The 24,495-nt window shown below is 54.2% G+C and carries 15 protein-coding genes, 1 tRNA gene, 3 rRNA genes and 3 pseudogenes; 16 read left to right on the top strand and 6 right to left on the bottom strand.

Annotated elements, in window-relative coordinates; all coding sequences use genetic code 11:
* Positions 1–81: 81 nt before the first annotated feature.
* The 7 genes and pseudogenes from kup to rbsR all read left to right on the top strand — a co-directional run bounded on the left by kup (position 82) and on the right by rbsR (position 8,018).
* Positions 82–1,950: a low affinity potassium transporter Kup gene (kup, locus tag AAHB66_RS23480; RefSeq protein WP_347114758.1), complete on the top strand. Its 1,869-nt coding sequence runs from the start codon at positions 82–84 to the stop codon at positions 1,948–1,950.
* A 212-nt stretch (positions 1,951–2,162) separates the two neighbouring features.
* The gene (rbsD, locus tag AAHB66_RS23475; RefSeq protein WP_347114757.1) at positions 2,163–2,582 is read left to right on the top strand and encodes a D-ribose pyranase; all 420 of its coding nucleotides are present in this window, start codon (positions 2,163–2,165) and stop codon (positions 2,580–2,582) included.
* A gap of 7 nt (positions 2,583–2,589) precedes the next feature.
* Positions 2,590–4,097, top strand: a pseudogene (rbsA, locus tag AAHB66_RS23470) (ribose ABC transporter ATP-binding protein RbsA).
* A gap of 4 nt (positions 4,098–4,101) precedes the next feature.
* The gene (rbsC, locus tag AAHB66_RS23465; RefSeq protein ID WP_106995525.1) at positions 4,102–5,067 is read left to right on the top strand and encodes a ribose ABC transporter permease; all 966 of its coding nucleotides are present in this window, start codon (positions 4,102–4,104) and stop codon (positions 5,065–5,067) included.
* Positions 5,068–5,094: 27 nt separating this feature from the next.
* Positions 5,095–5,985, top strand: coding sequence for a ribose ABC transporter substrate-binding protein RbsB (gene rbsB, locus AAHB66_RS23460; protein WP_032615470.1), 891 nt, complete (start codon positions 5,095–5,097; stop codon positions 5,983–5,985).
* 107 nt (positions 5,986–6,092) lie between these two features.
* Positions 6,093–7,022, top strand: a complete 930-nt coding sequence (gene rbsK / locus AAHB66_RS23455) for a ribokinase (protein WP_347116551.1) — start codon at positions 6,093–6,095, stop codon at positions 7,020–7,022.
* A gap of 3 nt (positions 7,023–7,025) precedes the next feature.
* Complete coding sequence (gene rbsR / locus AAHB66_RS23450; protein WP_347114756.1) at positions 7,026–8,018, top strand: ribose operon transcriptional repressor RbsR; 993 nt, start codon at positions 7,026–7,028, stop codon at positions 8,016–8,018.
* On the opposite strand, the pseudogene mdtD reads toward rbsR, so the two are convergent.
* Both mdtD and AAHB66_RS23440 read right to left on the bottom strand, forming a co-directional pair.
* A pseudogene (mdtD, locus tag AAHB66_RS23445) lies at positions 7,984–9,412 on the bottom strand (multidrug transporter subunit MdtD). The gene rbsR and the pseudogene mdtD overlap by 35 nt on opposite strands.
* Before the next feature lie 21 nt (positions 9,413–9,433).
* On the bottom strand, positions 9,434–10,126 hold the full coding sequence (locus tag AAHB66_RS23440) for a FadR/GntR family transcriptional regulator (protein ID WP_347114755.1): 693 nt from the start codon (positions 10,124–10,126) through the stop codon (positions 9,434–9,436).
* 458 nt (positions 10,127–10,584) lie between these two features.
* On the opposite strand from AAHB66_RS23440, the gene AAHB66_RS23435 reads away from it, so the two are divergent.
* The 4 genes from AAHB66_RS23435 to rrf all read left to right on the top strand — a co-directional run bounded on the left by AAHB66_RS23435 (position 10,585) and on the right by rrf (position 15,618).
* Positions 10,585–12,127, top strand: a 16S ribosomal RNA gene (locus AAHB66_RS23435).
* Between the two features lie 87 nt (positions 12,128–12,214).
* Positions 12,215–12,289, top strand: a tRNA-Glu gene (locus AAHB66_RS23430).
* Positions 12,290–12,498: 209 nt separating this feature from the next.
* Positions 12,499–15,408: ribosomal RNA gene (locus AAHB66_RS23425) — 23S ribosomal RNA — on the top strand.
* Positions 15,409–15,501: 93 nt separating this feature from the next.
* Positions 15,502–15,618 (top strand): 5S ribosomal RNA (gene rrf / locus AAHB66_RS23420).
* The 16S, 23S and 5S rRNA genes sit together here with 1 tRNA gene alongside, the layout of an rRNA operon.
* Positions 15,619–15,708: 90 nt before the next feature.
* Here rrf and mobB read toward each other — a convergent pair.
* Entirely contained in the window at positions 15,709–16,215 is a 507-nt protein-coding gene (mobB, locus tag AAHB66_RS23415) for a molybdopterin-guanine dinucleotide biosynthesis protein MobB (protein ID WP_347114754.1), read from the bottom strand.
* On the bottom strand, positions 16,212–16,796 hold the full coding sequence (gene mobA, locus AAHB66_RS23410) for a molybdenum cofactor guanylyltransferase MobA (protein WP_347114753.1): 585 nt from the start codon (positions 16,794–16,796) through the stop codon (positions 16,212–16,214). The genes mobB and mobA overlap by 4 nt, the downstream gene beginning before the upstream one ends.
* Positions 16,797–16,864: 68 nt before the next feature.
* Between mobA and AAHB66_RS23405 the strand changes: the two genes are divergently transcribed.
* The 3 genes from AAHB66_RS23405 to dsbA all read left to right on the top strand — a co-directional run bounded on the left by AAHB66_RS23405 (position 16,865) and on the right by dsbA (position 18,847).
* Positions 16,865–17,134, top strand: a complete 270-nt coding sequence (locus AAHB66_RS23405; RefSeq protein ID WP_347114752.1) for a YihD family protein — start codon at positions 16,865–16,867, stop codon at positions 17,132–17,134.
* Positions 17,135–17,209: 75 nt separating this feature from the next.
* Positions 17,210–18,196: a serine/threonine protein kinase gene (locus tag AAHB66_RS23400; RefSeq protein WP_347114751.1), complete on the top strand. Its 987-nt coding sequence runs from the start codon at positions 17,210–17,212 to the stop codon at positions 18,194–18,196.
* Positions 18,197–18,223: 27 nt separating this feature from the next.
* On the top strand, positions 18,224–18,847 hold the full coding sequence (gene dsbA, locus AAHB66_RS23395) for a thiol:disulfide interchange protein DsbA (RefSeq protein WP_347114750.1): 624 nt from the start codon (positions 18,224–18,226) through the stop codon (positions 18,845–18,847).
* A 15-nt stretch (positions 18,848–18,862) separates the two neighbouring features.
* Here the strand turns inward: dsbA and AAHB66_RS23390 are convergent, their stop codons facing one another.
* Entirely contained in the window at positions 18,863–19,771 is a 909-nt protein-coding gene (locus tag AAHB66_RS23390) for an acyltransferase (RefSeq protein WP_347114749.1), read from the bottom strand.
* 436 nt (positions 19,772–20,207) lie between these two features.
* On the opposite strand from AAHB66_RS23390, the gene polA reads away from it, so the two are divergent.
* Positions 20,208–23,000, top strand: coding sequence for a DNA polymerase I (gene polA / locus AAHB66_RS23385; RefSeq protein ID WP_347114748.1), 2,793 nt, complete (start codon positions 20,208–20,210; stop codon positions 22,998–23,000).
* A gap of 312 nt (positions 23,001–23,312) precedes the next feature.
* Here polA and yihA read toward each other — a convergent pair whose 3' ends face one another.
* Positions 23,313–23,939 carry a ribosome biogenesis GTP-binding protein YihA/YsxC gene (gene yihA / locus AAHB66_RS23380; protein WP_333854658.1) on the bottom strand — a complete coding sequence of 209 codons (627 nt, stop codon included), beginning with the start codon at positions 23,937–23,939 and terminating at the stop codon, positions 23,313–23,315.
* 282 nt (positions 23,940–24,221) lie between these two features.
* Between yihA and AAHB66_RS23375 the strand changes: the two are divergent.
* Positions 24,222–24,369, top strand: a pseudogene (locus AAHB66_RS23375) (hypothetical protein).
* The last annotated feature ends 126 nt before the right edge of the window (positions 24,370–24,495 follow it).

The following is a 24,495-nucleotide window of genomic DNA, read 5'->3' as shown; positions in this document are numbered from 1 at the left end:
CGATTAATCGTGCATACTGTGCGCTTTTTGTGGGCCAAGGGACTAAGCACACATTTGTTATATAAACGAAAAGACTAGTCTATGAGCACTGATAATAAGCAATCATTACCCGCTATAACGCTCGCGGCGATCGGGGTTGTCTACGGTGATATCGGCACCAGCCCGCTTTATACGCTTCGTGAATGTTTGTCCGGGCAGTTTGGTTTTGGCGTGGAACGCGACGCTGTTTTTGGTTTTTTGTCTCTCATTTTTTGGCTCCTGATCTTAGTAGTCTCCGTTAAATATCTCTCCTTCGTCATGCGGGCGGATAACGCCGGTGAAGGTGGGATCCTGACCTTAATGTCGCTGGCCGGGCGCAACACCTCGCCCAAAATGACCTCCTTCCTGGTGATTATCGGGCTGATTGGCGGCAGCTTCTTCTATGGCGAAGTGGTGATCACGCCGGCGATCTCCGTGCTCTCGGCAATCGAAGGGCTGGAGATTATCGCGCCGCAGCTCGATGAGTGGGTGGTTCCGCTGGCCATCATTGTGCTGACCCTGCTGTTTGTGATTCAGAAACACGGCACCGGGCTGGTGGGGAAACTCTTTGCGCCGATTATGCTGGCCTGGTTCCTGATCCTGGCGGTGCTGGGATTACGCAGCATTATTGCTAACCCGGACGTGCTGCATGCCCTGAACCCGATGTGGGCGGTGCACTTCTTCCTTGAATACAAAACCGTGTCGTTTATCGCCCTGGGCGCCGTGGTGCTGTCCATCACCGGGGTAGAGGCGCTGTATGCCGATATGGGGCACTTCGGCAAACTGCCTATTCGCGTGGCCTGGTTTATCGTGGTGCTGCCGTCGCTGGTGCTGAACTACTTCGGCCAGGGCGCGCTGCTGCTCAAACATCCTGAAGCGATTAAAAACCCGTTCTTCCTGCTGGCACCGGACTGGGCGCTGGTGCCGATGCTGATCCTCGCGACCCTGGCGACCGTGATTGCCTCCCAGGCGGTGATTTCAGGCGTCTTCTCCCTGACCCGTCAGGCGGTGCGTCTGGGTTACCTCTCCCCGATGCGCATCATCCATACGTCGGAAATGGAGTCGGGCCAGATCTACATCCCGTTCATTAACTGGCTGCTCTATTTCGCGGTGGTGATTGTTATCGTCAGCTTTGAGCACTCCAGCAACCTGGCGGCCGCCTACGGTATTGCCGTGACCGGAACGATGGTGCTGACTTCGATCCTCTCCACCACGGTGGCGTACCGGAACTGGCACTGGAATAAATTCCTCGTGGGGATGATTCTGGTCGGCTTCCTCTGTATTGACGTGCCGCTGTTCTCGGCCAACCTCGACAAGATTGTCTCCGGCGGCTGGCTGCCGTTGACGCTGGGGCTGGTGATGTTCATTGTGATGACCACCTGGAAGAGCGAGCGTTTCCGCCTGTTGCGCCGGATGCATGAACACGGTAATTCTCTGGAGGCGATGATTGCCTCGCTGGAGAAATCCCCGCCGGTACGCGTACCGGGCACCGCGGTCTATATGTCGCGGGCGCTGAACGTGATCCCGTTTGCTCTGATGCACAACCTCAAGCACAACAAGGTGCTGCACGAGCGGGTGATCCTGCTGACGCTGCGTACCGAAGATGCGCCCTATGTGCATAACGTCCGCCGGGTACAGATAGAGCAGCTGTCGCCTACCTTCTGGCGGGTGGTGGCCAGCTACGGCTGGCGCGAAACCCCGAACGTGGAGGAAGTGTTCCACCGATGCGGCCTGGAAGGCCTGAGCTGCCGGATGATGGAGACGTCATTCTTTATGTCGCACGAGTCGCTGATCATCGGCAAACGCCCGTGGTATCTGCGCCTGCGCGGCAAGCTCTACCTTATTCTCCAGCGTAACGCCCTGCGTGCGCCCGACCAGTTCGAGATCCCGCCTAACCGCGTGATTGAGTTAGGAACCCAGGTCGAGATTTAATTCTGCAACATGCCGGGTGGCGCTTCGCTTACCCGGCCTACCCCACCCGTAGGCCCGCGCAAGCGAAGCGCCGCCGGGCAATTCTTCGGTCTACATTTCACTTAGCGAAACGTTTCGACAACGATCACAAATCTGCAACGCCATGGTGGTTTTCTGCGCATCGGTAAGATTAAACTGACGCCAGCGAAACGTTTCGCTAGTGGAGCAAGAAAATGAAGAAAGGCACGGTACTCAACTCTGAAGTCTCATCGGTCATCTCCCGTCTTGGGCATACCGATACGCTGGTGGTATGTGATGCGGGTTTACCCATTCCCCACAGCACAACGCGTATTGATCTGGCGTTAACGCAGGGCGTGCCCTCGTTTATGCAGGTGCTGGACGTGGTGACAACCGAGATGCAGGTTGAGGAAGCCATTCTCGCAACGGAAATCCAACAACATAATCCGCAGCTCCACGAAACGTTGCTTGGCCATATCAAGCAACTGCAACACCACCAGGGAAACACCATAAAAATAAGTTACATAACGCACGAGCAGTTCAAGAAAAATACCGCTGACAGCCAGGCGGTTATCCGCAGCGGGGAGTGTTCCCCGTATGCGAATATCATTCTCTGTGCTGGCGTCACCTTCTGAGGCCATCATGGACGCACTCCTGCAACTGAAAGGGATCGATAAGTCGTTCCCGGGCGTTAAAGCCCTCTCCGGTGCCGCACTGAATGTCTACGCCGGGCGCGTGATGGCGCTGGTGGGTGAAAACGGCGCCGGCAAATCCACAATGATGAAAGTGCTGACCGGCATCTATCAACGCGACGCCGGTTCGCTGCAGTGGCTGGGGAAAGAGACCACCTTCAACGGCCCGAAATCCTCCCAGGAGGCCGGGATCGGCATCATTCACCAGGAGCTGAACCTGATCCCGCAGCTCTCCATCGCGGAGAACATCTTCCTCGGTCGTGAGTTCGTTAACCGCTTTGGCAAAATCGACTGGAAACAGATGTATGCCGAAGCCGATAAGCTGCTGGCGAAGCTGAACCTGCGCTTCAAAAGCGATCGGCTGGTGGGCGAACTCTCCATCGGCGATCAGCAGATGGTGGAGATCGCGAAGGTCCTGAGCTTTGAATCGCGGGTTATCGTGATGGATGAGCCAACAGATGCCCTCACCGATACCGAAACCGACTCTCTGTTCCGCGTGATCCGCGAGCTGAAAGCGCAGGGGCGCGGCATCGTCTATATCTCCCACCGCATGAAAGAGATCTTCGAGATCTGCGATGACGTCACCGTCTTCCGCGACGGGCAGTTTATTGCCGAGCGTGAAGTGGTGACCCTCACCGAAGACACGCTGATTGAGATGATGGTGGGACGTAAGCTGGAAGACCAGTATCCGCGTATCGATAAGGCCCCGGGCGATATCCGCCTGAAGGTCGATAATCTGTGCGGCCCTGGGGTGCATGACGTCAGCTTTACCCTGCGCCAGGGGGGGAGATCCTCGGCGTGGCCGGGCTGATGGGGGCCGGACGTACCGAGCTGATGAAGGTGCTGTATGGCGCCAATCCACGCGCCAGCGGATACGTCACCCTTGATGGTCATGAGGTTGTCACCCGTACGCCGCAGGATGGCCTGGCGAACGGTATCGTCTACATCTCCGAAGACCGTAAGCGCGATGGCCTGGTGCTGGGCATGTCGGTGAAAGAGAACATGTCCCTGACCGCGCTGCGCTACTTCAGCCGCAGCGGCGGTGGCCTGAAGCATAAAGACGAACAGCAGGCCGTCAGCGATTTTATCCGCCTCTTTAACGTCAAAACCCCGTCGATGGAACAGGCAATCGGTCTGCTCTCCGGCGGTAACCAGCAGAAAGTGGCGATTGCCCGCGGCCTGATGACCCGTCCGAAGGTGCTGATCCTCGATGAGCCAACCCGCGGCGTGGACGTTGGCGCGAAGAAAGAGATTTATCAGCTCATCAACCAGTTCAAGGCTGACGGGCTGAGCATCATTCTGGTCTCTTCCGAGATGCCAGAGGTATTAGGCATGAGCGATCGCATTATCGTCATGCATGAAGGGCATCTCGGCGGTGAATTCAGTCGCGAGCAGGCCACCCAGGAAATTCTGATGGCTGCCGCTGTGGGCAAGCTTAATCGCGTGGATCAGGAGTAAGAAGATGACTACCCAGGCTGTTTCTGGACGCCGTTATTTCACGAAGGCATGGCTGCTGGAACAAAAATCGCTGATTGCCCTGCTGGTGCTGATCGCGATTGTCTCCACCATGAGCCCGAACTTTTTTACCGTTAATAACCTGTTCAACATTCTTCAGCAGACTTCCGTCAACGCCATTATGGCGGTGGGGATGACGCTGGTGATTTTGACGTCGGGTATCGACCTGTCCGTCGGTTCCCTGCTGGCGCTCACCGGCGCGGTTGCCGCTTCAATTGTAGGGATTGAAGTCAACGCGCTGGTGGCCGTAGCAGCGGCGCTGGCGCTGGGCGCCGCAATTGGTGCTGTCACCGGAATGATTGTGGCGAAAGGCCGCGTGCAGGCGTTTATTGCCACCCTGGTGATGATGCTGCTGCTGCGCGGTGTGACCATGGTCTACACCAACGGCAGCCCGGTGAACACCGGCTTCACCGACAACGCCGATCTGTTTGGCTGGTTCGGTATCGGTCGCCCGCTGGGTATCCCGACGCCGGTCTGGATCATGGGCCTGGTGTTCCTCGCGGCGTGGTACATGCTGCATCACACCCGTCTGGGTCGCTATATCTATGCTCTGGGCGGTAACGAAGCGGCAACGCGTCTGTCCGGCATCAGCGTCAATAAAGTCAAAATTATCGTCTACTCCCTGTGCGGCCTGCTGGCCTCGCTGGCGGGCATTATCGAGGTGGCGCGTCTCTCCTCCGCGCAGCCAACTGCGGGTACGGGTTATGAGCTGGACGCCATCGCTGCGGTGGTGCTCGGCGGCACCAGCCTGGCAGGGGGTAAAGGTCGTATCGTGGGGACGCTGATCGGTGCGCTGATCCTCGGCTTCCTGAACAATGGTTTGAATTTGTTAGGTGTTTCTTCCTATTACCAGATGATCGTCAAAGCGGTAGTGATTTTGCTGGCGGTACTGGTAGACAACAAAAAACAGTAACTGACGACACTACAGGACATCTTTGATATGAACATGAAAAAACTGGCTACCCTGGTTTCTGCTGTCGCGCTGAGCGCAACTGTGAGTGCAAACGCCATGGCGAAAGATACTATCGCGCTGGTGGTTTCTACCCTGAACAACCCGTTCTTCGTCTCCCTGAAGGATGGTGCGCAGAAAGAAGCCGACAAACTGGGCTACAACCTGGTGATCCTCGACTCCCAGAACAACCCGGCGAAAGAGCTGGCTAACGTTCAGGACTTAACCGTTCGCGGCACCAAAATTCTGCTGATCAACCCGACCGATTCCGATGCGGTAGGTAACGCCGTGAAGATGGCTAACCAGGCCAACATCCCGGTGATCACCCTGGACCGTCAGGCATCTAAAGGCGAAGTGGTCAGCCACATTGCGTCTGATAACGTGCTGGGCGGTAAAATCGCCGGTGACTACATTGCGAAGAAAGCGGGTGAAGGCGCTAAAGTTATCGAACTGCAGGGCATTGCCGGTACTTCCGCAGCGCGTGAGCGTGGCGAAGGCTTCCAGCAGGCCGTTGCTGCCCACAAATTCAACGTGCTGGCCAGCCAGCCGGCAGACTTCGACCGTACTAAGGGTCTGAACGTGATGCAGAACCTGCTGACCGCTCACCCGGACGTTAAAGCGGTATTCGCACAGAACGACGAAATGGCGCTGGGCGCGCTGCGCGCCCTGCAAACCGCAGGCAAATCTGATGTGATGGTTGTCGGATTTGACGGCACGCCGGATGGTGAAAAAGCGGTAAACGATGGCAAACTGGCTGCGACCATTGCTCAGCTGCCGGAGCAGATCGGCGCGACCGGCGTGCAGACTGCTGACAAAGTGCTGAAGGGCGAGAAAGTTCAGGCTAAATACCCTGTTGACCTGAAACTGGTCATCAAGCAGTAATATGCGATTCAGGCAGCTACCGGCTGCCTGAAGGACAACATATAAAGAAAAGCGTGGCATACGCCACCGGGTAATACCGGTGGCGATCTCAGATGGACACCTCAATGATGAAAACCGCAGGTAAGCTTGTCGTCCTTGGCAGTATTAATGCCGATCACATTCTCAACCTTGACGCTTTCCCGACGCAGGGCGAGACCGTAACGGGCAATCGCTATCAGGTCGCCTTTGGCGGCAAGGGCGCAAACCAGGCGGTCGCCGCCGGACGCAGCGGCGCAAACATCGCCTTTATCGCCTGTACCGGCGATGACGATACCGGTGAGCGCGTGCGCGAACAGCTGGCAAGCGACAACATCGATATCGCGCCGGTCAGCGTGGTGGAAGGTGAATCTACCGGCGTGGCGCTGATTTTTGTCAACGCGGAAGGGGAGAATGTCATCGGTATTCATGCGGGTGCTAACGCGGCGCTGACGACGGAACGCGTGGCGGCGCAACAGGCGCGTATCGCTGATGCAGACGCTCTGCTGATGCAGCTGGAATCGCCGGTTGAAAGCGTGCTGGCGGCTGCGCAAATTGCCCATCAAAATCATACCACTGTCGTACTTAATCCCGCGCCCGCCCGTGTATTATCAGACGAGCTGCTGGCGCTGGTGGATATCATCACCCCTAACGAAACCGAAGCCGAAAAGCTGACGGGCATTCGTGTCGAAAACGATGACGATGCGGCGCGCGCGGCGCAAGCCCTGCACCAGAAAGGCATCAGTACGGTTATCATTACCCTTGGCAGTCGTGGCGTTTGGGCCAGCGTCAAGGGAGAAGGTCGTCGCGTTCCCGGCTTTAAGGTGAAAGCGGTGGATACCATCGCGGCGGGCGATACCTTTAATGGTGCGCTGGTCACGGCGCTACTGGAAGGTGAGCAGCTGGATACCGCGATCCGTTTTGCCCATGCGGCAGCGGCCATTGCGGTAACGCGTCCAGGCGCACAACCTTCTGTACCATGGCGCAATGAGATCGATGAATTTTTAAGTCAGCAGAGGTAGCGTTTGGCCACAATGAAAGATGTCGCTCGCGTGGCGGGCGTCTCTACGTCGACGGTCTCCCATGTCATTAATAACGATCGCTTCGTCAGCGAAGCGATCCGGGAGAAGGTCGAAGCTGCAGTTAAATCCCTCAACTATGCGCCTTCTGCCCTGGCGCGCAGTCTGAAGCTCAACCAGACCCGCACCATTGGCATGCTCATCACTGCCAGTACTAACCCCTTTTACTCTGAGCTGGTGCGCGGCGTGGAGCGCAGCTGTTTCGAGCGCGGCTACAGCCTGGTGCTCTGCAATACCGAAGGTGACGAGCAGCGCATGAACCGTAATCTGGAGACGCTGATGCAAAAGCGCGTCGACGGGTTATTACTGCTCTGTACCGAAACGCATCAACCCTCTCCCGAGATTATGCAGCGCTACCCTTCCGTTCCCACGGTGATGATGGACTGGGCGCCGTTCGACGGTACCAGCGATCTGATTCAGGATAACTCGCTGCTGGGCGGGGACATGGCGACGCAGCATCTGATTGATAAAGGGCATACCCGCATCGCCTGCATTACCGGTCCGCTGGATAAAACCCCTGCCCGCCTGCGGCTGGAGGGCTTTCTGGTCGCCATGGATCGCGCCGGTCTGCCGGTGCCTGACGGCTATCAAATTACCGGCGACTTTGAGTTCAGCGGCGGGTTTGAGGCGATGCAGTCCTTACTGGCGCAGAAAGATCGCCCGCAGGCGGTGTTTATTGGTAACGATGCGATGGCCGTGGGAGCTTATCAGGCACTCTATCAGGCGGGACTCCGTGTCCCGGATGACATCGCCGTGGTGGGGTATGACGATATCGAACTGGCGCAGTATATGACGCCGCCGCTCACCACCATTCATCAGCCAAAGGATGAACTGGGCGAGCTGGCGATTGACGTGTTGATCCATCGTATCGCCCAGCCCGCGCTGCAACCGCAGAAGCTGCAGCTTACTCCTGTTCTGATGGAACGCGGGTCGGTTTAGGTTTGTGCCGTTCTTTAATGAGGTTACGACCGTCTTTCGGTTTTAACAGCATAAAGACCAGGGCAGAGATCACCGTCAACACGCCCATAGTGATAAAGGTGGAGTGAAACTGTTCGACAGTGTTGTTACTGTCGAACCCTTCGTAAAAACGCAGCACCGCCGCACTGACCGCAACCCCCAGACTGATCGACAGCTGCTGCGTCACGGCCAGCATGCTGTTGCCGCCGCTGGCGTTCTCATCGCTGAGATCGGCAAGGGTTATGGTGTTCATCGAGGTGAACTGGATGGACATCGCCATCCCCAGTACAAACAGCGGCAAAATCAGCATCCACACCGGCAACTCTGCCGACTGCAGTGAAAATTGCGCAATCATCACGCCGATAAACACCGTCACCCCGACCAGCGTCCTGCGGTATCCCAGCCGGCGTAACAGCTGGGTCACGCCGGATTTAGCCAGTATCGAACCCACCGCCGTGGGCGCCATCATGCAGCCAGCAATCAGCGCCGGATAACCAAACCCGACCTGCAGCATCAGCGGCATCAGGAAGGGAACACAGCCGGTGCCGAGTCGCGAAGCGATGTTTCCGGCAATGCCCACCGAGAAGGTGCGCGTGTTAAACAGCGAGAGCGAAATCAGCGGCGTAGGATGGCGACGCGCATGACGTATATAAAGAAGGAAAAGAAGAATGCCGCTGAAGATGATGGAGACGGCCAGCCAGGTGGCCACGACTTTCTCACCGAACAGCTCCATGCCGCTGGAGAACAGCACCAGACTCAGACCAAACAGGAAGAACCCCCCCCATATCGAATTTGCGCCGCGGGGTGGTGAAGTTCGGCATAAATTTACGGGCATAGAAAATACCGGCGATGCCAATCGGAATATTAATGAGGAATATCCAGTGCCAGCTGGCCCAGGTGACCAGCACGCCCCCCAGCACCGGCCCGAGGATCGGCCCGACCAGGCCCGGCATGGTAACAAAGTTAAGCACCGGCAACAGTTCGCTGCGCGGATAGGCCCTTAGCAGCGCCAGACGCGCGACCGGCATCATCATCGCGCCGCCAATACCCTGAATCACCCGGAATACAACCAGCTCACCCAGCGAACTGGAGAGTGCGCAGGCCAGTGAACCCAGCGTAAACAAAGTCACCGCCAGCATAAAGACACGTCGCGTGCCGAAGCGATCGGCCAGCCAGCCGCTCACCGGGATCAGCATTGCAACGGTCAGGGTATAACTGATGATGGCTGACTGCATGGCCAGCGGAGAACGGTTAAGGCTTTCGGCAATCGCCGGAAGCGCGGTGTTGAGGATGGTGGCGTCCAACGCCTGCATAAAGAAAGCCATTGCCGCGATCCATGGCAAACCCGCCATGCTGCGCGCTTTTTTTACTGTCATTCGAATTCCTGTTTTTTGTTGCTACCGTGCCGGTGCGGCAAGCAGTGCCTGGCTGGCCGTCATGGCGCGTAGCCCATCGCTATCCTGAATGGCATCAACGATAGCCTGGTGTAAATCCAGCTTCACCACCTCGTCCTGAGTAATAGACGTAAAGTAGGTGTGATAGACAGAGTGAAAGAGCGAGGCAAAAGAGGTCAGGAAGGGATTACCGCTCATCTCATAGATATGCTCGTGCCAGGCCATATCCACTTCTATCCAGCGTTCCCGGTTAAAGTGCTTTTTCAGATGCACCATCTCATCCATCAGGGTATTTAATCGCGCTTTTTGTTCTGCCGTTCCGATCGTGGCGGCCAGCAGGCAGGCCTGCGGCTCCAGACTGCTGCGCATGACCAGGAAATGGTCGATCACCTGATGGAAGTTATCTTCCGTCATCCACCAGGAGAGTAGCTCCTGATCGAGAAAGTTCCAGTTGCTCTGAGGCATCACGCGCGTACCGATACGCGGGCGGGGAAGTACCATCCCTTTCGCGGTTAAGGTTTTCACGGCTTCACGCACGGCAGTTCGGCTCACGCCAAACTGCTCACCCAGTTCCAGTTCGCCCGGCAAGATACTCCCTGGCAGATATTCACCCGCCAGGATCCGCTGTGCCAGTTTTTCTGCCAGCACATAGGAGAGGTTTTTTTGTGCCGCCAGCTGTTGCGCGCTCAAAGGCATAACGCATATTCCTTGATTCTTAATGCTAGTAAGTATGCCATCTGCAGGATAGTTGTGGTTGGTAAAACGACAATTAGCGCAATTTCTGGCTAAAAGACGGGTCTTTTGGTGAAAAAAAGTACGGTTGATTATTTTTTTTAAATTTACTCTTGTCACTGCCGAAGAACTCCCTATAATGCGCCTCCACTGACACGGAACAACGGCAAACAGGCCGCCGGGTCAGCAGAGAAAAGCGCGAAATAATCGCTTGACTCTGAAAGAGGAAAACGTATTATACGGGACCTCGCAACGGTGAGCGAAAGCCGCGTTGCACTGCTCTTTAACAATTTATCAGACAATCTGTGTGGGCACTCAAAGTGACATGGATTCTTAACGTCGCAAGACGATAAATGAATACCAAAGTCTCTGAGTGAACATACGTAATTCATTACGAAGTTTAATTCACGAGCATCAAACTTAAATTGAAGAGTTTGATCATGGCTCAGATTGAACGCTGGCGGCAGGCCTAACACATGCAAGTCGGGCGGTAGCACAGGGGAGCTTGCTCCCCGGGTGACGAGCGGCGGACGGGTGAGTAATGTCTGGGAAACTGCCTGATGGAGGGGGATAACTACTGGAAACGGTAGCTAATACCGCATAACGTCGCAAGACCAAAGAGGGGGACCTTCGGGCCTCTTGCCATCAGATGTGCCCAGATGGGATTAGCTAGTAGGTGGGGTAACGGCTCACCTAGGCGACGATCCCTAGCTGGTCTGAGAGGATGACCAGCCACACTGGAACTGAGACACGGTCCAGACTCCTACGGGAGGCAGCAGTGGGGAATATTGCACAATGGGCGCAAGCCTGATGCAGCCATGCCGCGTGTATGAAGAAGGCCTTCGGGTTGTAAAGTACTTTCAGCGGGGAGGAAGGCGATAAGGTTAATAACCTTGTCGATTGACGTTACCCGCAGAAGAAGCACCGGCTAACTCCGTGCCAGCAGCCGCGGTAATACGGAGGGTGCAAGCGTTAATCGGAATTACTGGGCGTAAAGCGCACGCAGGCGGTCTGTCAAGTCGGATGTGAAATCCCCGGGCTCAACCTGGGAACTGCATTCGAAACTGGCAGGCTAGAGTCTTGTAGAGGGGGGTAGAATTCCAGGTGTAGCGGTGAAATGCGTAGAGATCTGGAGGAATACCGGTGGCGAAGGCGGCCCCCCTGGACAAAGACTGACGCTCAGGTGCGAAAGCGTGGGGAGCAAACAGGATTAGATACCCTGGTAGTCCACGCCGTAAACGATGTCGACTTGGAGGTTGTTCCCTTGAGGAGTGGCTTCCGGAGCTAACGCGTTAAGTCGACCGCCTGGGGAGTACGGCCGCAAGGTTAAAACTCAAATGAATTGACGGGGGCCCGCACAAGCGGTGGAGCATGTGGTTTAATTCGATGCAACGCGAAGAACCTTACCTACTCTTGACATCCAGAGAACTTAGCAGAGATGCTTTGGTGCCTTCGGGAACTCTGAGACAGGTGCTGCATGGCTGTCGTCAGCTCGTGTTGTGAAATGTTGGGTTAAGTCCCGCAACGAGCGCAACCCTTATCCTTTGTTGCCAGCGGCTAGGCCGGGAACTCAAAGGAGACTGCCAGTGATAAACTGGAGGAAGGTGGGGATGACGTCAAGTCATCATGGCCCTTACGAGTAGGGCTACACACGTGCTACAATGGCGCATACAAAGAGAAGCGACCTCGCGAGAGCAAGCGGACCTCATAAAGTGCGTCGTAGTCCGGATTGGAGTCTGCAACTCGACTCCATGAAGTCGGAATCGCTAGTAATCGTAGATCAGAATGCTACGGTGAATACGTTCCCGGGCCTTGTACACACCGCCCGTCACACCATGGGAGTGGGTTGCAAAAGAAGTAGGTAGCTTAACCTTCGGGAGGGCGCTTACCACTTTGTGATTCATGACTGGGGTGAAGTCGTAACAAGGTAACCGTAGGGGAACCTGCGGTTGGATCACCTCCTTACCTTAAAGAACCTGCCTTTGTAGTGCTCACACAGATTGTCTGATGAAAAGTAACGAGCAAGACGGCTGCGAAGTCGTGACACATCGTGTCCCCTTCGTCTAGCGGTTAGGACTCCGCCCTTTCACGGCGGCAACAGGGGTTCGAATCCCCTAGGGGACGCCACTTGCTGGGTGTGAGTGAAAGGCACAACCAATCAGTATCTCAAAACTCATCTTCGGGTGATGTTTGAGATATTTGCTCTTTAAAAATCTGGATCAAGCTGAAAATTGAAACGACACGCCGTGTCTGCTCTCCGTAATAAGAGCAGATAAGCGGTGTGTTGGAGTCTCTCAAATTTTCGCAATCAGAAGTGAAACATCTTCGGGTTGTGAGGTTAAGCGACCAAGCGTACACGGTGGATGCCTAGGCAGTCAGAGGCGATGAAGGACGTGCTAATCTGCGATAAGCGTCGGTAAGGTGATATGAACCGTTATAACCGACGATTTCCGAATGGGGAAACCCAGTGCAATCCGTTGCACTATCGTTAAGTGAATACATAGCTTAACGAAGCGAACCAGGGGAACTGAAACATCTAAGTACCCTGAGGAAAAGAAATCAACCGAGATTCCCCCAGTAGCGGCGAGCGAACGGGGAACAGCCCAGAGTCTGAATCAGCATGTGTGTCAGTGGAAGCGTCTGGAAAGTCGCAGGGTACAGGGTGATACTCCCGTACACGAAGATACACCTGCTGTGAACTCGAAGAGTAGGGCGGGACACGTGGTATCCTGTCTGAATATGGGGGGGACCATCCTCCAAGGCTAAATACTCCTGACTGACCGATAGTGAACCAGTACCGTGAGGGAAAGGCGAAAAGAACCCCGGCGAGGGGAGTGAAAAAGAACCTGAAACCGTGTACGTACAAGCAGTGGGAGCACCTTCGTGGTGTGACTGCGTACCTTTTGTATAATGGGTCAGCGACTTATATTCTGTAGCAAGGTTAACCGTATAGGGGGAGCCGAAGGGAAACCGAGTCTTAACTGGGCGTTAAGTTGCAGGGTATAGACCCGAAACCCGGTGATCTAGCCATGGGCAGGTTGAAGGTTGGGTAACACTAACTGGAGGACCGAACCGACTAATGTTGAAAAATTAGCGGATGACTTGTGGCTGGGGGTGAAAGGCCAATCAAACCGGGAGATAGCTGGTTCTCCCCGAAAGCTATTTAGGTAGCGCCTCGTGAATTCATCTCCGGGGGGTAGAGCACTGTTTCGGCTAGGGGGCCATCCCGGCTTACCAACCCGATGCAAACTGCGAATACCGGAGAATGTTATCACGGGAGACACACGGCGGGTGCTAACGTCCGTCGTGAAGAGGGAAACAACCCAGACCGCCAGCTAAGGTCCCAAAGTCATGGTTAAGTGGGAAACGATGTGGGAAGGCACAGACAGCCAGGATGTTGGCTTAGAAGCAGCCATCATTTAAAGAAAGCGTAATAGCTCACTGGTCGAGTCGGCCTGCGCGGAAGATGTAACGGGGCTAAACCATGCACCGAAGCTGCGGCAGCGACACTATGTGTTGTTGGGTAGGGGAGCGTTCTGTAAGCCGTCGAAGGTGGACTGTGAGGTCTGCTGGAGGTATCAGAAGTGCGAATGCTGACATAAGTAACGATAAAGCGGGTGAAAAGCCCGCTCGCCGGAAGACCAAGGGTTCCTGTCCAACGTTAATCGGGGCAGGGTGAGTCGACCCCTAAGGCGAGGCCGAAAGGCGTAGTCGATGGGAAACAGGTTAATATTCCTGTACTCGGTGTTACTGCGAAGGGGGGACGGAGAAGGCTATGTTGGCCGGGCGACGGTTGTCCCGGTTTAAGCATGTAGGCGGAGGTTCCAGGTAAATCCGGTACCTTTTCAACGCTGAGGTGTGATGACGAGGCACTACGGTGCTGAAGCAACAAATGCCCTGCTTCCAGGAAAAGCCTCTAAGCATCAGGTAACATCAAATCGTACCCCAAACCGACACAGGTGGTCAGGTAGAGAATACCAAGGCGCTTGAGAGAACTCGGGTGAAGGAACTAGGCAAAATGGTGCCGTAACTTCGGGAGAAGGCACGCTGATATGTAGGTGAAGCCCCTGCGGGTGGAGCTGAAATCAGTCGAAGATACCAGCTGGCTGCAACTGTTTATTAAAAACACAGCACTGTGCAAACACGAAAGTGGACGTATACGGTGTGACGCCTGCCCGGTGCCGGAAGGTTAATTGATGGGGTTAGCGGCAACGCGAAGCTCTTGATCGAAGCCCCGGTAAACGGCGGCCGTAACTATAACGGTCCTAAGGTAGCGAAATTCCTTGTCGGGTAAGTTCCGACCTGCACGAATGGCGTAATGATGGCCAGGCTGTCTCCACCCGAGACTCAGTGAAATTGAAATCGCTGTGAAGATGCAGTGTACCCGCGGCAAGACGGAAAGACCCCGTGAACCTTTACTATAGCTTGACACTGAACACTGGTCCTTGATGTGTAGGATAGGTGGGAGGCTTTGAAGCGTGGACGCCAGTCTGCGTGGAGCCAACCTTGAAATACCACCCTTTAATGGCTGGTGTTCTAACGTGGACCCGTTACCCGGGTTGCGGACAGTGTCTGGTGGGTAGTTTGACTGGGGCGGTCTCCTCCTAAAGAGTAACGGAGGAGCACGAAGGTTAGCTAATCCTGGTCGGACATCAGGAGGTTAGTGCAATGGCATAAGCTAGCTTGACTGCGAGAGTGACGGCTCGAGCAGGTGCGAAAGCAGGTCATAGTGATCCGGTGGTTCTGTATGGAAGGGCCATCGCTCAACGGATAAAAGGTACTCCGGGGATAACAGGCTGATACCGCCCAAGAGTTCATATCGACGGCGGTGTTTGGCACCTCGATGTCGGCTCATCACATCCTGGGGCTGAAGTAGGTCCCAAGGGTACGGCTGTTCGCCGTTTAAAGTGGTACGCGAGCTGGGTTTAGAACGTCGTGAGACAGTTCGGTCCCTATCTGCCGTGGGCGCTGGAGAATTGAGGGGGGGCTGCTCCTAGTACGAGAGGACCGGAGTGGACGCATCACTGGTGTTCGGGTTGTCATGCCAATGGCACTGCCCGGTAGCTAAATGCGGAAGAGATAAGTGCTGAAAGCATCTAAGCACGAAACTTGCCCCGAGATGAGTTCTCCCTGAGCCTTTAAGGCTCCTGAAGGAACGTTGAAGACGACGACGTTGATAGGTCGGGTGTGTAAGCGCAGCGATGCGTTGAGCTAACCGATACTAATGAACCGTGAGGCTTAACCTTACAACGCCGAAGCTGTTTCGGCGGATTTGAGACAATTTTCAGCTGATACAGATTAACTGACAGGCCCGAAGGGCGTGTCGGAAACAGAATTTGCCTGGCGGCTGTAGCGCGGTGGTCCCACCTGACCCCATGCCGAACTCAGAAGTGAAACGCCGTAGCGCCGATGGTAGTGTGGGGTCTCCCCCATGCGAGAGTAGGGAACTGCCAGGCATCAAATAAGTAAGAAGCCCATCCTCCCGGATGGGCTTTTTTGCGTTGCGGCGGGAAAAACCACCGGGTGGCGGCTTCGCCTTACCCGGCCTACAACGTCTCCATCCATTGCTGGATGAAATCCACGATCCCCTCGCTATTATTGATATCCAGTACCGGTACGGGAAGTGAAAGCACATCGTCACTGGCCACCGCGATGACGTGCTCATCAAGCGTTAACTCAGTAATATCATGCCCGGTGTCGCTTCTGAAAAGCAGGATCTTTGCCACCGGCTCATGCTTAAAACCTTCCACCAGCACCAGATCCAGCTTCGAATGATCCATCCGACTGATGAGATAAGCCAGATCGATCTCCTCTTCGTCAGGGGTTTCCGTCATTAAGGCCCATCGCTGACTGCTGGCGACGAGGGTTTGTGCCGCACCGGCCTTGCGCAGTTCGTAACTATCTTTCCCGGGCGTATCGATATCCATGTTGTGGTGGGTATGTTTGATGAGCCCCGGGCGCACACCTCTGGCACAGAGTGCCGGGATGACGGCCTTTAACAGGGTAGTTTTCCCCGTACCGCTCCAGGCGGCAATCGCTATAACCGGTATCATTTGTACCTCTGAACCGCTTGCATCTCTTCGAGGGTATTCATATTAATAAATGCCTGCTTCATATCACTAAAATCAACGGAATGGCCGCCCGCCAGGCGCATAAAGACCATCACCCGTCGCTCGCCTGCGGCTAGATAGTCCTGTAGCTTCGGCATCAGCTGGCGATGCATTAATGCAATGGTTGGGTGATCGCGATCGCCGTCATGTGCCCACACCACGGGAGCCGTTTCCCTGCTTTTTATCAGCCGCTCAGCCAGGCAATCCGGGATAAAGGGTGTATCGCAAGGACAGAACAGAAACCACTCCGCGTCGCACTGCAGCATGACAGAAAGCATGCCCGCCAGCGGCCCAGGGTAATCAGCCAGGAGATCCGCGTAAACGGGATACCCGCTTTCCTGATAAGTGGCTATATTACGGTTGGCACTGACGGCGAGCGTGTCGACCTGCTTACGCAGCGTTCGCGCAACGTGCTGCCATAACGGCAGACCGTTCAGCTCCTGCAAGCCCTTATCTTTACCACCCATGCGTGACGCTTTGCCTCCGGCTAATACCACCCCGGTGATGCTGCTTATCTGGCTCAACAATATCGCCTCTTTTCTTGTGGGATTGACCCTGCTAACGTGTCACTCTAAATGAAAGGAGCATTACTATGAAATGTAAACGTCTGAACGAAGTTATTGAACTCCTCCAGCCAGCCTGGCAAAAAGAGCCAGAACTTAACCTGATGCAATTCTTACAGAAACTGGCGCTGGAGTCAGGCTATGACGGTGAGCTGGCCGACCTTTCTGATGACATCCTGATCTATCACCTGAAAATGCGTGATTCAGGCAAAGATGCGGTGATCCCGGGTATTCAGAAAGATTACGAAGAAGATTTTAAAACCGCCCTTCTGCGCGCGCGTGGTGTAATTAAAGAGTAAAAGCTTGTAAGAGGCACCACCGTAAACGCCGTTAAATGATATCCTCAATCATTCGTATAATTTCCGGATGATCGGATGAACGACCAGGCTTTTACTTTCCAGACCTTACACCCGGATACCATTATGGATGCGCTGTTTGAACAGGGCATCCGGGTGGACTCAGGCCTGACTCCTTTAAACAGCTATGAGAACCGCGTTTACCAGTTTCAGGACGAGGATCGCCGGCGCTTTGTGGTGAAATTTTATCGCCCGCAGCGCTGGTCAGCTGATCAAATTCAGGAAGAGCATCAGTTCGCTCTCGACCTGGTGGCCGATGATGTTCCCGTCGCTGCACCCCTTGAATTCAATAATCAGACGCTGCTGACTCACCAGGGTTTTTATTTTGCCGTCTTCCCCAGCCTCGGTGGTCGGCAATTTGAAGCCGATAATATCGATCAGATGGAGTGGGTAGCCCGTTATTTAGGGCGCATTCATCAGACGGGGCAGAAAAGCGCATTTACCGCCCGCCCTGCCATCGGCATTCAGGAATACTTGCTCGAACCTCGTCAGGTATTTGAAACTTCCACGCTCATCCCTTCAGGGCTTAAGGCGCAATTCCTTGCCGCAACGGATGGCTTAATTAATGCCGTCATACTGCGCTGGGATAACAACGTAACAACGCTGCGTCTGCACGGCGATTGCCATGCCGGAAATATCCTCTGGCGTGATGGACCATTATTTGTCGATCTCGATGATGCGCGAATGGGACCTGCCATTCAGGATCTCTGGATGCTGTTGAATGGCGATAAAGCCGAGCAGCGGATGCAGCTGGAGACAATTATCGAAGCCTATGAAGAATTCAGTTCCTTTGATTCAGACGAAATTGCATTAATCGAACCTTTACGCGCCATGCGTTTTGTTTATTATCTTGCATGGTTAATCAGGCGTTGGGACGACCCCGCTTTCCCCAGAAACTTCCCATGGCTTACCGGGGAAGATTACTGGCGTAACCAGATATCCACATTTATTGAACAGGTAAAGGTTCTGCAGGAACCCCCTTTGCAATTAACGCCAATGTATTAATCGAACACACCCAGGAGAGAGTTGATTATGAAAAAAATATGGCTGGCGCTGGCAGGTATGATTCTGGCTTTTAGCGCATCGGCTGCACAGTTTACCGATGGCAAGCAGTATATTACCCTCGATAAGCCAGTTGCCGGAGAACCTCAGGTTCTGGAGTTCTTCTCATTCTACTGCCCGCACTGCTATGAGTTCGAGCAGGTTCTGCACGTTTCCGATAGCGTGAAGAAAAAGCTGCCGGAAGGCACCAAAATGACCAAGTATCACGTTGAGTTTCTTGGTCCATTGGGCAAAGACCTGACTCAGGCATGGGCCGTAGCGTTGGCGCTGGGTGTGGAAGACAAAATTACTGCGCCGATGTTTGAAGCGGTTCAGAAAACCCAGACCGTCCAGACCACTGCTGATATCCGTAAAGTATTTGTTGATGCCGGTGTTAAAGGTGAAGAATACGATGCAGCCTGGAATAGCTTTGTCGTGAAATCCCTGGTGGCTCAACAGGAAAAAGCTGCTGCCGATCTGCAGCTGCGCGGCGTGCCGGCTATGTATGTTAACGGTAAATATCAGCTGAATATGCAGGGCATGGATACCAGCAGCATGGACATCTTCGTCCAGCAATATGCCGATACCGTGAAGTATCTGGTTGAGAAGAAGTAATAAAGAAAACGCCGGTCAATGACCGGCGTTATTGTATTCGGCTTTTATCTTGTTTATCAGCGCGTCCTTCTCACTCCACAGCGTATTCAGCCAGAGCTGGAAACGTCGCTTAAAGTTCTTATCGCTGACATAGTCCCCGTGTAACTCCTCCGCCACAGGCACCAGATTAATACGCACCACAATCCGGGTTAATTTGCCGCTGAGCATATCGTAAAACGGCGTCTTATCGTTTTCGGGATAGCAGAGCGTCACGTCCAGTAACTTGTCGAACTGTTGGCCCAGTACGTTAAGCGCCATGGCAATCCCGGCCGCTTTGGGTGGCAGCAGGTTGGCATATGGCGAGCGGGTTTGCTGCTGTTTCTCTTCGGTAAAGCGAGAGCCTTCGACAAAGTTGACGATCGTGGTGGGGTGCGCACGAAACTTCTCACACGAGCGGCGGGTCGTTTCAACATCTTTGCCGCGGCGCTCAGGATGGCGAATCAGATAGCTGCGCGAATAGCGTTTCATGAAGGGCATATCCAGCGCCCAGCAGGCGAGGCCAATAAAGGGCACCCAGGCGAGCTGTTGTTTAAGAAAGTATTTGTTCATCGGGATATGTTTGCGGAACAGCACGCATAACACCACGATATCGGCCCAGCAGTGGTGGTTACAGATGAGCAAATACCAGTTTTTCTTGTTGAGCCCTTCCAGACCCTGAACATCCCACTTTAGATGCGGGTTAAGGCGCAGAAGTACCGCCAGGCCTTCACACCAGCAGTACATCATGAAGTTACAGAAAGCAGAGACTGCACGCCAGACGATGGGGATCGGTAATAGCAGTTTAATTATTCCGGCGATGATGATCGGCACGGAACAGGCGATGGTGACCAGAATAGTTAATGCGATACTTAACAGAAGTATGCTCGCAGCCAGCAGTCTCGACATGATGAGTGTTTTCAGGTAGTTAGCTATAATTAGCGCCTGATAAACAGACACCGGGCGCTGATTTTACCAGAAAACGCTCTAAGGATGGCGCTTTTACCTGGCGGGAATTCTCATTTGCCTGCCCGGTGGAGAAAAATTCTGTAGCGCGGATCCTGCGTGGCTTATATCCACATGGAGTAAATTGTCATCAATCAGAAATATGAGATCGCGATCAAATAATAATCCATTGATTCATAAGGATAATTATTTTATGGGCGATCGTCAGATAGCACATTTAGTCCAGGCCGCAGAAACTACTCACAAACTTATCCACAGATTTACTTTGCGAGCGATCGTCAGGATCGCAAAATCTTTGGCTGTATTGGCCGCGAAAAACTGATGTTTTCATCCTTCTGTGGCATCCTTTATCCATAAATTACTCAAAGGCACGGACATTATGGTTCAGATCCCCGAAAATCCGCTTATTCTCGTCGACGGTTCGTCTTATCTCTATCGGGCGTATCATGCGTTTCCTCCGCTGACTAACAGCGCGGGAGAGCCTACGGGCGCAATGTATGGCGTGCTGAACATGCTGCGTAGCTTGATCCTGCAGTATCAGCCGAGCCATGCCGCTGTGGTCTTCGATGCGAAAGGCAAAACTTTCAGGGATGAGCTGTTTGAACATTACAAATCCCATCGCCCGCCGATGCCGGACGATCTGCGCGCGCAGATTGAGCCTCTGCATAAGATGGTGAAAGCGATGGGGCTGCCTTTAATGGCCGTCTCTGGCGTGGAAGCGGACGATGTGATCGGTACGCTGGCGCGAGAAGCCGAGAAGCTTGGCCGTCCGGTATTAATCAGTACCGGCGATAAAGACATGGCGCAGCTGGTGACCCCGGGGATCACCCTGATTAACACCATGACCAATACTATCCTCGGGCCGGAAGAGGTGGTGACCAAGTATGGCGTGCCGCCAGAGCTGATCATCGACTTCCTCGCCCTGATGGGCGACTCTTCCGATAACATCCCTGGCGTGCCGGGCGTGGGCGAGAAGACGGCCCAGGCGCTGCTGCAGGGGCTGGGTGGGCTGGATACGCTGTATAGCGAACAGGACAAAATTGCCGGGTTATCCTTCCGCGGCGCCAAAACCATGGCCGCCAAACTTGAGCAAAACAAAGAGGTGGCGTACCTCTCCTATCAGCTGGCGACGATTAAAACCGACGTTGAACTGGATCTGACCTGCGAACAGCTGGAAGTGCAGCAGCCTGCCGCCGAAGAGCTGTTGGGCCTGTTTAAGCAATATGAATTCAAACGCTGGATAACCGATCTCGAAGCGGGGAAATGGCTGCAGGCGAAAGGGGCGAAACCAGCCGCTAAGCCGAAAGAGACGCTGGTGATTGATGCAGAAGAGGAGCCGGAAGAAGAAGCCAGCGTCCTCTCGTCTGAACATTACGAAACCATTCTCGATGAAGCACAGCTGCAGGTCTGGATTGAAAAATTAAAGCAGGCGCCGGTGTTCGCTTTTGATACCGAAACCGACAGCCTCGACAACGTCTCCGCCAATATGGTGGGTCTCTCCTTTGCCACTGAGCCTGGCGTTGCCGCCTATGTGCCGGTCGCCCACGACTATCTGGATGCGCCTGAGCAGATCGCTCGCGAGCGCGTACTCGAACTCCTTAAGCCGATCCTTGAAGACGACAAAGCACTCAAGGTGGGGCAAAACCTGAAGTTCGATCGCGGCATCCTGCAGAACTACGGCATTGAGCTGCGGGGCATCGCCTTCGATACCATGCTGGAGTCCTATATCCTTGACAGCGTGGCCGGTCGTCATGATATGGATTCACTCTCCGATCGCTGGCTGAAGCACAAAACCGTCACCTTTGAAGAGATCGCGGGTAAGGGTAAGAATCAGCTGACGTTTAACCAGATCGCACTGGAAGAGGCGGGACATTACGCGGCAGAAGATGCCGACGTCACGCTGCAACTGCATTTAAAGATGTGGCCAAAGCTGCAAAAGCACGCCGGGCCGCTGAACGTATTCCAGAATATCGAGATGCCGCTGGTGCCGGTTCTGTCCCGGATTGAGCGCAACGGCGTGAAGATCGACCCGGCTGTGCTGCATAAGCACTCGGAAGAGATCGCGTTGCGCCTGAACGAACTCGAGCAAAAAGCGCATGAGATCGCCGGCGAGGCGTTTAATCTCTCGTCCACCAAACAGCTGCAGACCATTCTGTTTGAAAAGCAGGGCATTAAGCCGCTGAAGAAGACTCCGGGCGGCGCGCCGTCCACCTCTGAAGAGGTGCTGGAGGAGCTGGCGCTGGACTATCCACTGCCAAAAGTGATCCTGCAATACCGCGGGCTGGCAAAGCTGAAATCGACCTATACCGATAAGCTGCCGTTGATGATCAACCCGAAAACGGGCCGCGTGCATACCTCTTATCATCAGGCTGTGGCGGCTACCGGGCGGCTGTCCTCAACCGATCCTAACCTGCAAAACATTCCGGTGCGTAATGAAGAGGGGCGTCGTATCCGTCAGGCGTTTATTGCGCCGCAGGACTACGTCATCGTCTCTGCTGACTACTCTCAGATTGAGCTGCGTATTATGGCACACCTGTCACGGGATAAGGGCCTGTTGACCGCCTTTGCGGAAGGGCAGGATATTCACCGGGCGACGGCAGCCGAAGTGTTTGGCATGTCACTGGAGAGTGTGACCGGGGAACAGCGCCGCAGCGCAAAAGCGATCAACTTTGGTCTGATCTACGGTATGAGCGCCTTTGGTCTCTCCCGTCAGCTCAATATTCCGCGTAAAGAGTCGCAGAAGTACATGGATCTCTATTTTGAACGCTATCCGGGTGTGCTGAAGTACATGGAGACCACCCGCGCCCAGGCGAAAGAAAAAGGCTATGTCGAAACGCTGGAAGGTCGCCGCCTCTATCTGCCGGATATCCAATCCAGCAATGCAGCCCGCCGCGCCGGAGCTGAGCGTGCAGCCATCAACGCCCCGATGCAGGGGACAGCGGCAGATATCATTAAACGTGCAATGATCGCCGTTGATGCCTGGCTGGAGACAGAGCAGCCGCGGGTGCGTATGATCATGCAGGTTCACGATGAACTGGTGTTCGAAGTGCATAAAGACGATGTCGAATCCGTCTCGAAAAAGATCCATGAACTGATGGAAAACAGCGTGAAGCTGGATGTGCCGTTGCTGGTGGAAGTGGGTAGCGGAGAAAACTGGGATCAGGCTCACTAACGCTTTCTGAGATATGAACAGTTTCTGTAAGTAAGCAACATATCCATGAACGTTTTGTGATGATCATTAGAATTACCTATGTAAAGAATGAAAAAAAACTACAAAAAGTGCTTTGTCTATAGTCTAAAAAAGGGTAGAGTTATTCGCGTAGGGTACAGAGGTAAGATGTTCTATCTTTCAGACCTTTTACTTCACGTAATCGGATTTGGCTGAATATTTTAGCCGCCCCAGTCAGTAATGACTGGGGCGTTTTTTATTGTGGCAAAGAAAAGTTCAGCGCAAAAAAAAGCGCGGACATCGCCGCGCTGATTATCACTCTTCCGCTTCTGTTGCGGGTTCCAGCTCGCTGTACCAGCGATCCAGCTTCTCACGCAGTTTATCCACGCCGAGTTTCTTCAGTGAAGAGAAAGCTTCAACCTGGATGTCGCCGTTGAACGCCAGTACCGCTTCACGCACCATATTCACCTGCGCTTTACGCGCGCCGCTGGCGAGTTTGTCGGCTTTGGTCAGCAGAACCAGCACCTCGATCCCGCTTTCGACTGCCCAGTGGATCATCTGCTGATCAAGATCTTTAAGCGGATGGCGAATATCCATCAGCACGACCAGGCCTTTCAGGCACAGGCGTTTTTCCAGGTATTCACCCAGGGCGCGCTGCCACTTAATTTTCATCTCTTCCGGTACTTCGGCGTAGCCGTAGCCAGGCAGGTCGACCAGACGTTTGCCCGGCGCAACTTCGAACAGGTTAATCAGCTGGGTACGGCCAGGCGTTTTAGAGATACGGGCCAGGCTTTTCTGATTGGTCAGGGTATTCAGAGCGCTGGATTTCCCCGCGTTGGACCGGCCAGCAAATGCCACTTCAAGACCCGTATCGGCGGGTAAATGGCGAATATCAGGTGCACTGAGCACAAAATGCGTCTGGTGATAATTCAGGTTGGTCACGTGGTTGTCTCCAGAAATTCGTAACGTTGGGGGGGATTATACCTGAACAGAGAGAAAAGGCTTTTCCCATCGGCGACCCGGCTGTAAGTAAAAACCCTGTGCTTTGTGAGAGATCTGCTCTTCCTGCTATGGGAGATTTAAGAAAAGTCGCAGAGCTTTAAAAAATCAAAACCATTAAAATCAAACTATTAACGCTTAGTCTTAATCTGAAAGTCGCGCTGCTACGCTGTTTGTGGGTTGTAGGTTTAGCCGGACAGGGTAAAGTAGCGTTCAACGGCGAGGATGCCGACAGGAAGCGGACTTAAGGATAAGGGTCAGGAGCGCCAGGAGGCGAAGACAAAGGATAGTCAGGAAGACGCACGCCTGGAGGCGTTGAAAAGGGAAAAGGACATATCACGGACGGTACCGGCTAACGGAAAAACAGGGTTAGTTGTCAGCAAACAGGGATTGTCAGACCCATAACGGGTCGTGAGTCAGGAAAAAAGGCGACAGATTGCTCTGTCGCCTTTTTTCTTTGCTTGCTTTCTGCTAGATTTCGCCGCAATTCTATACTCAA

Source organism: Leclercia sp. S52 (genome assembly GCF_039727615.1).
GTDB classification, from domain to species: domain Bacteria; phylum Pseudomonadota; class Gammaproteobacteria; order Enterobacterales; family Enterobacteriaceae; genus Enterobacter; species Enterobacter adecarboxylatus_B.
This window is presented reverse-complemented; position numbering and strand designations above follow the sequence as displayed.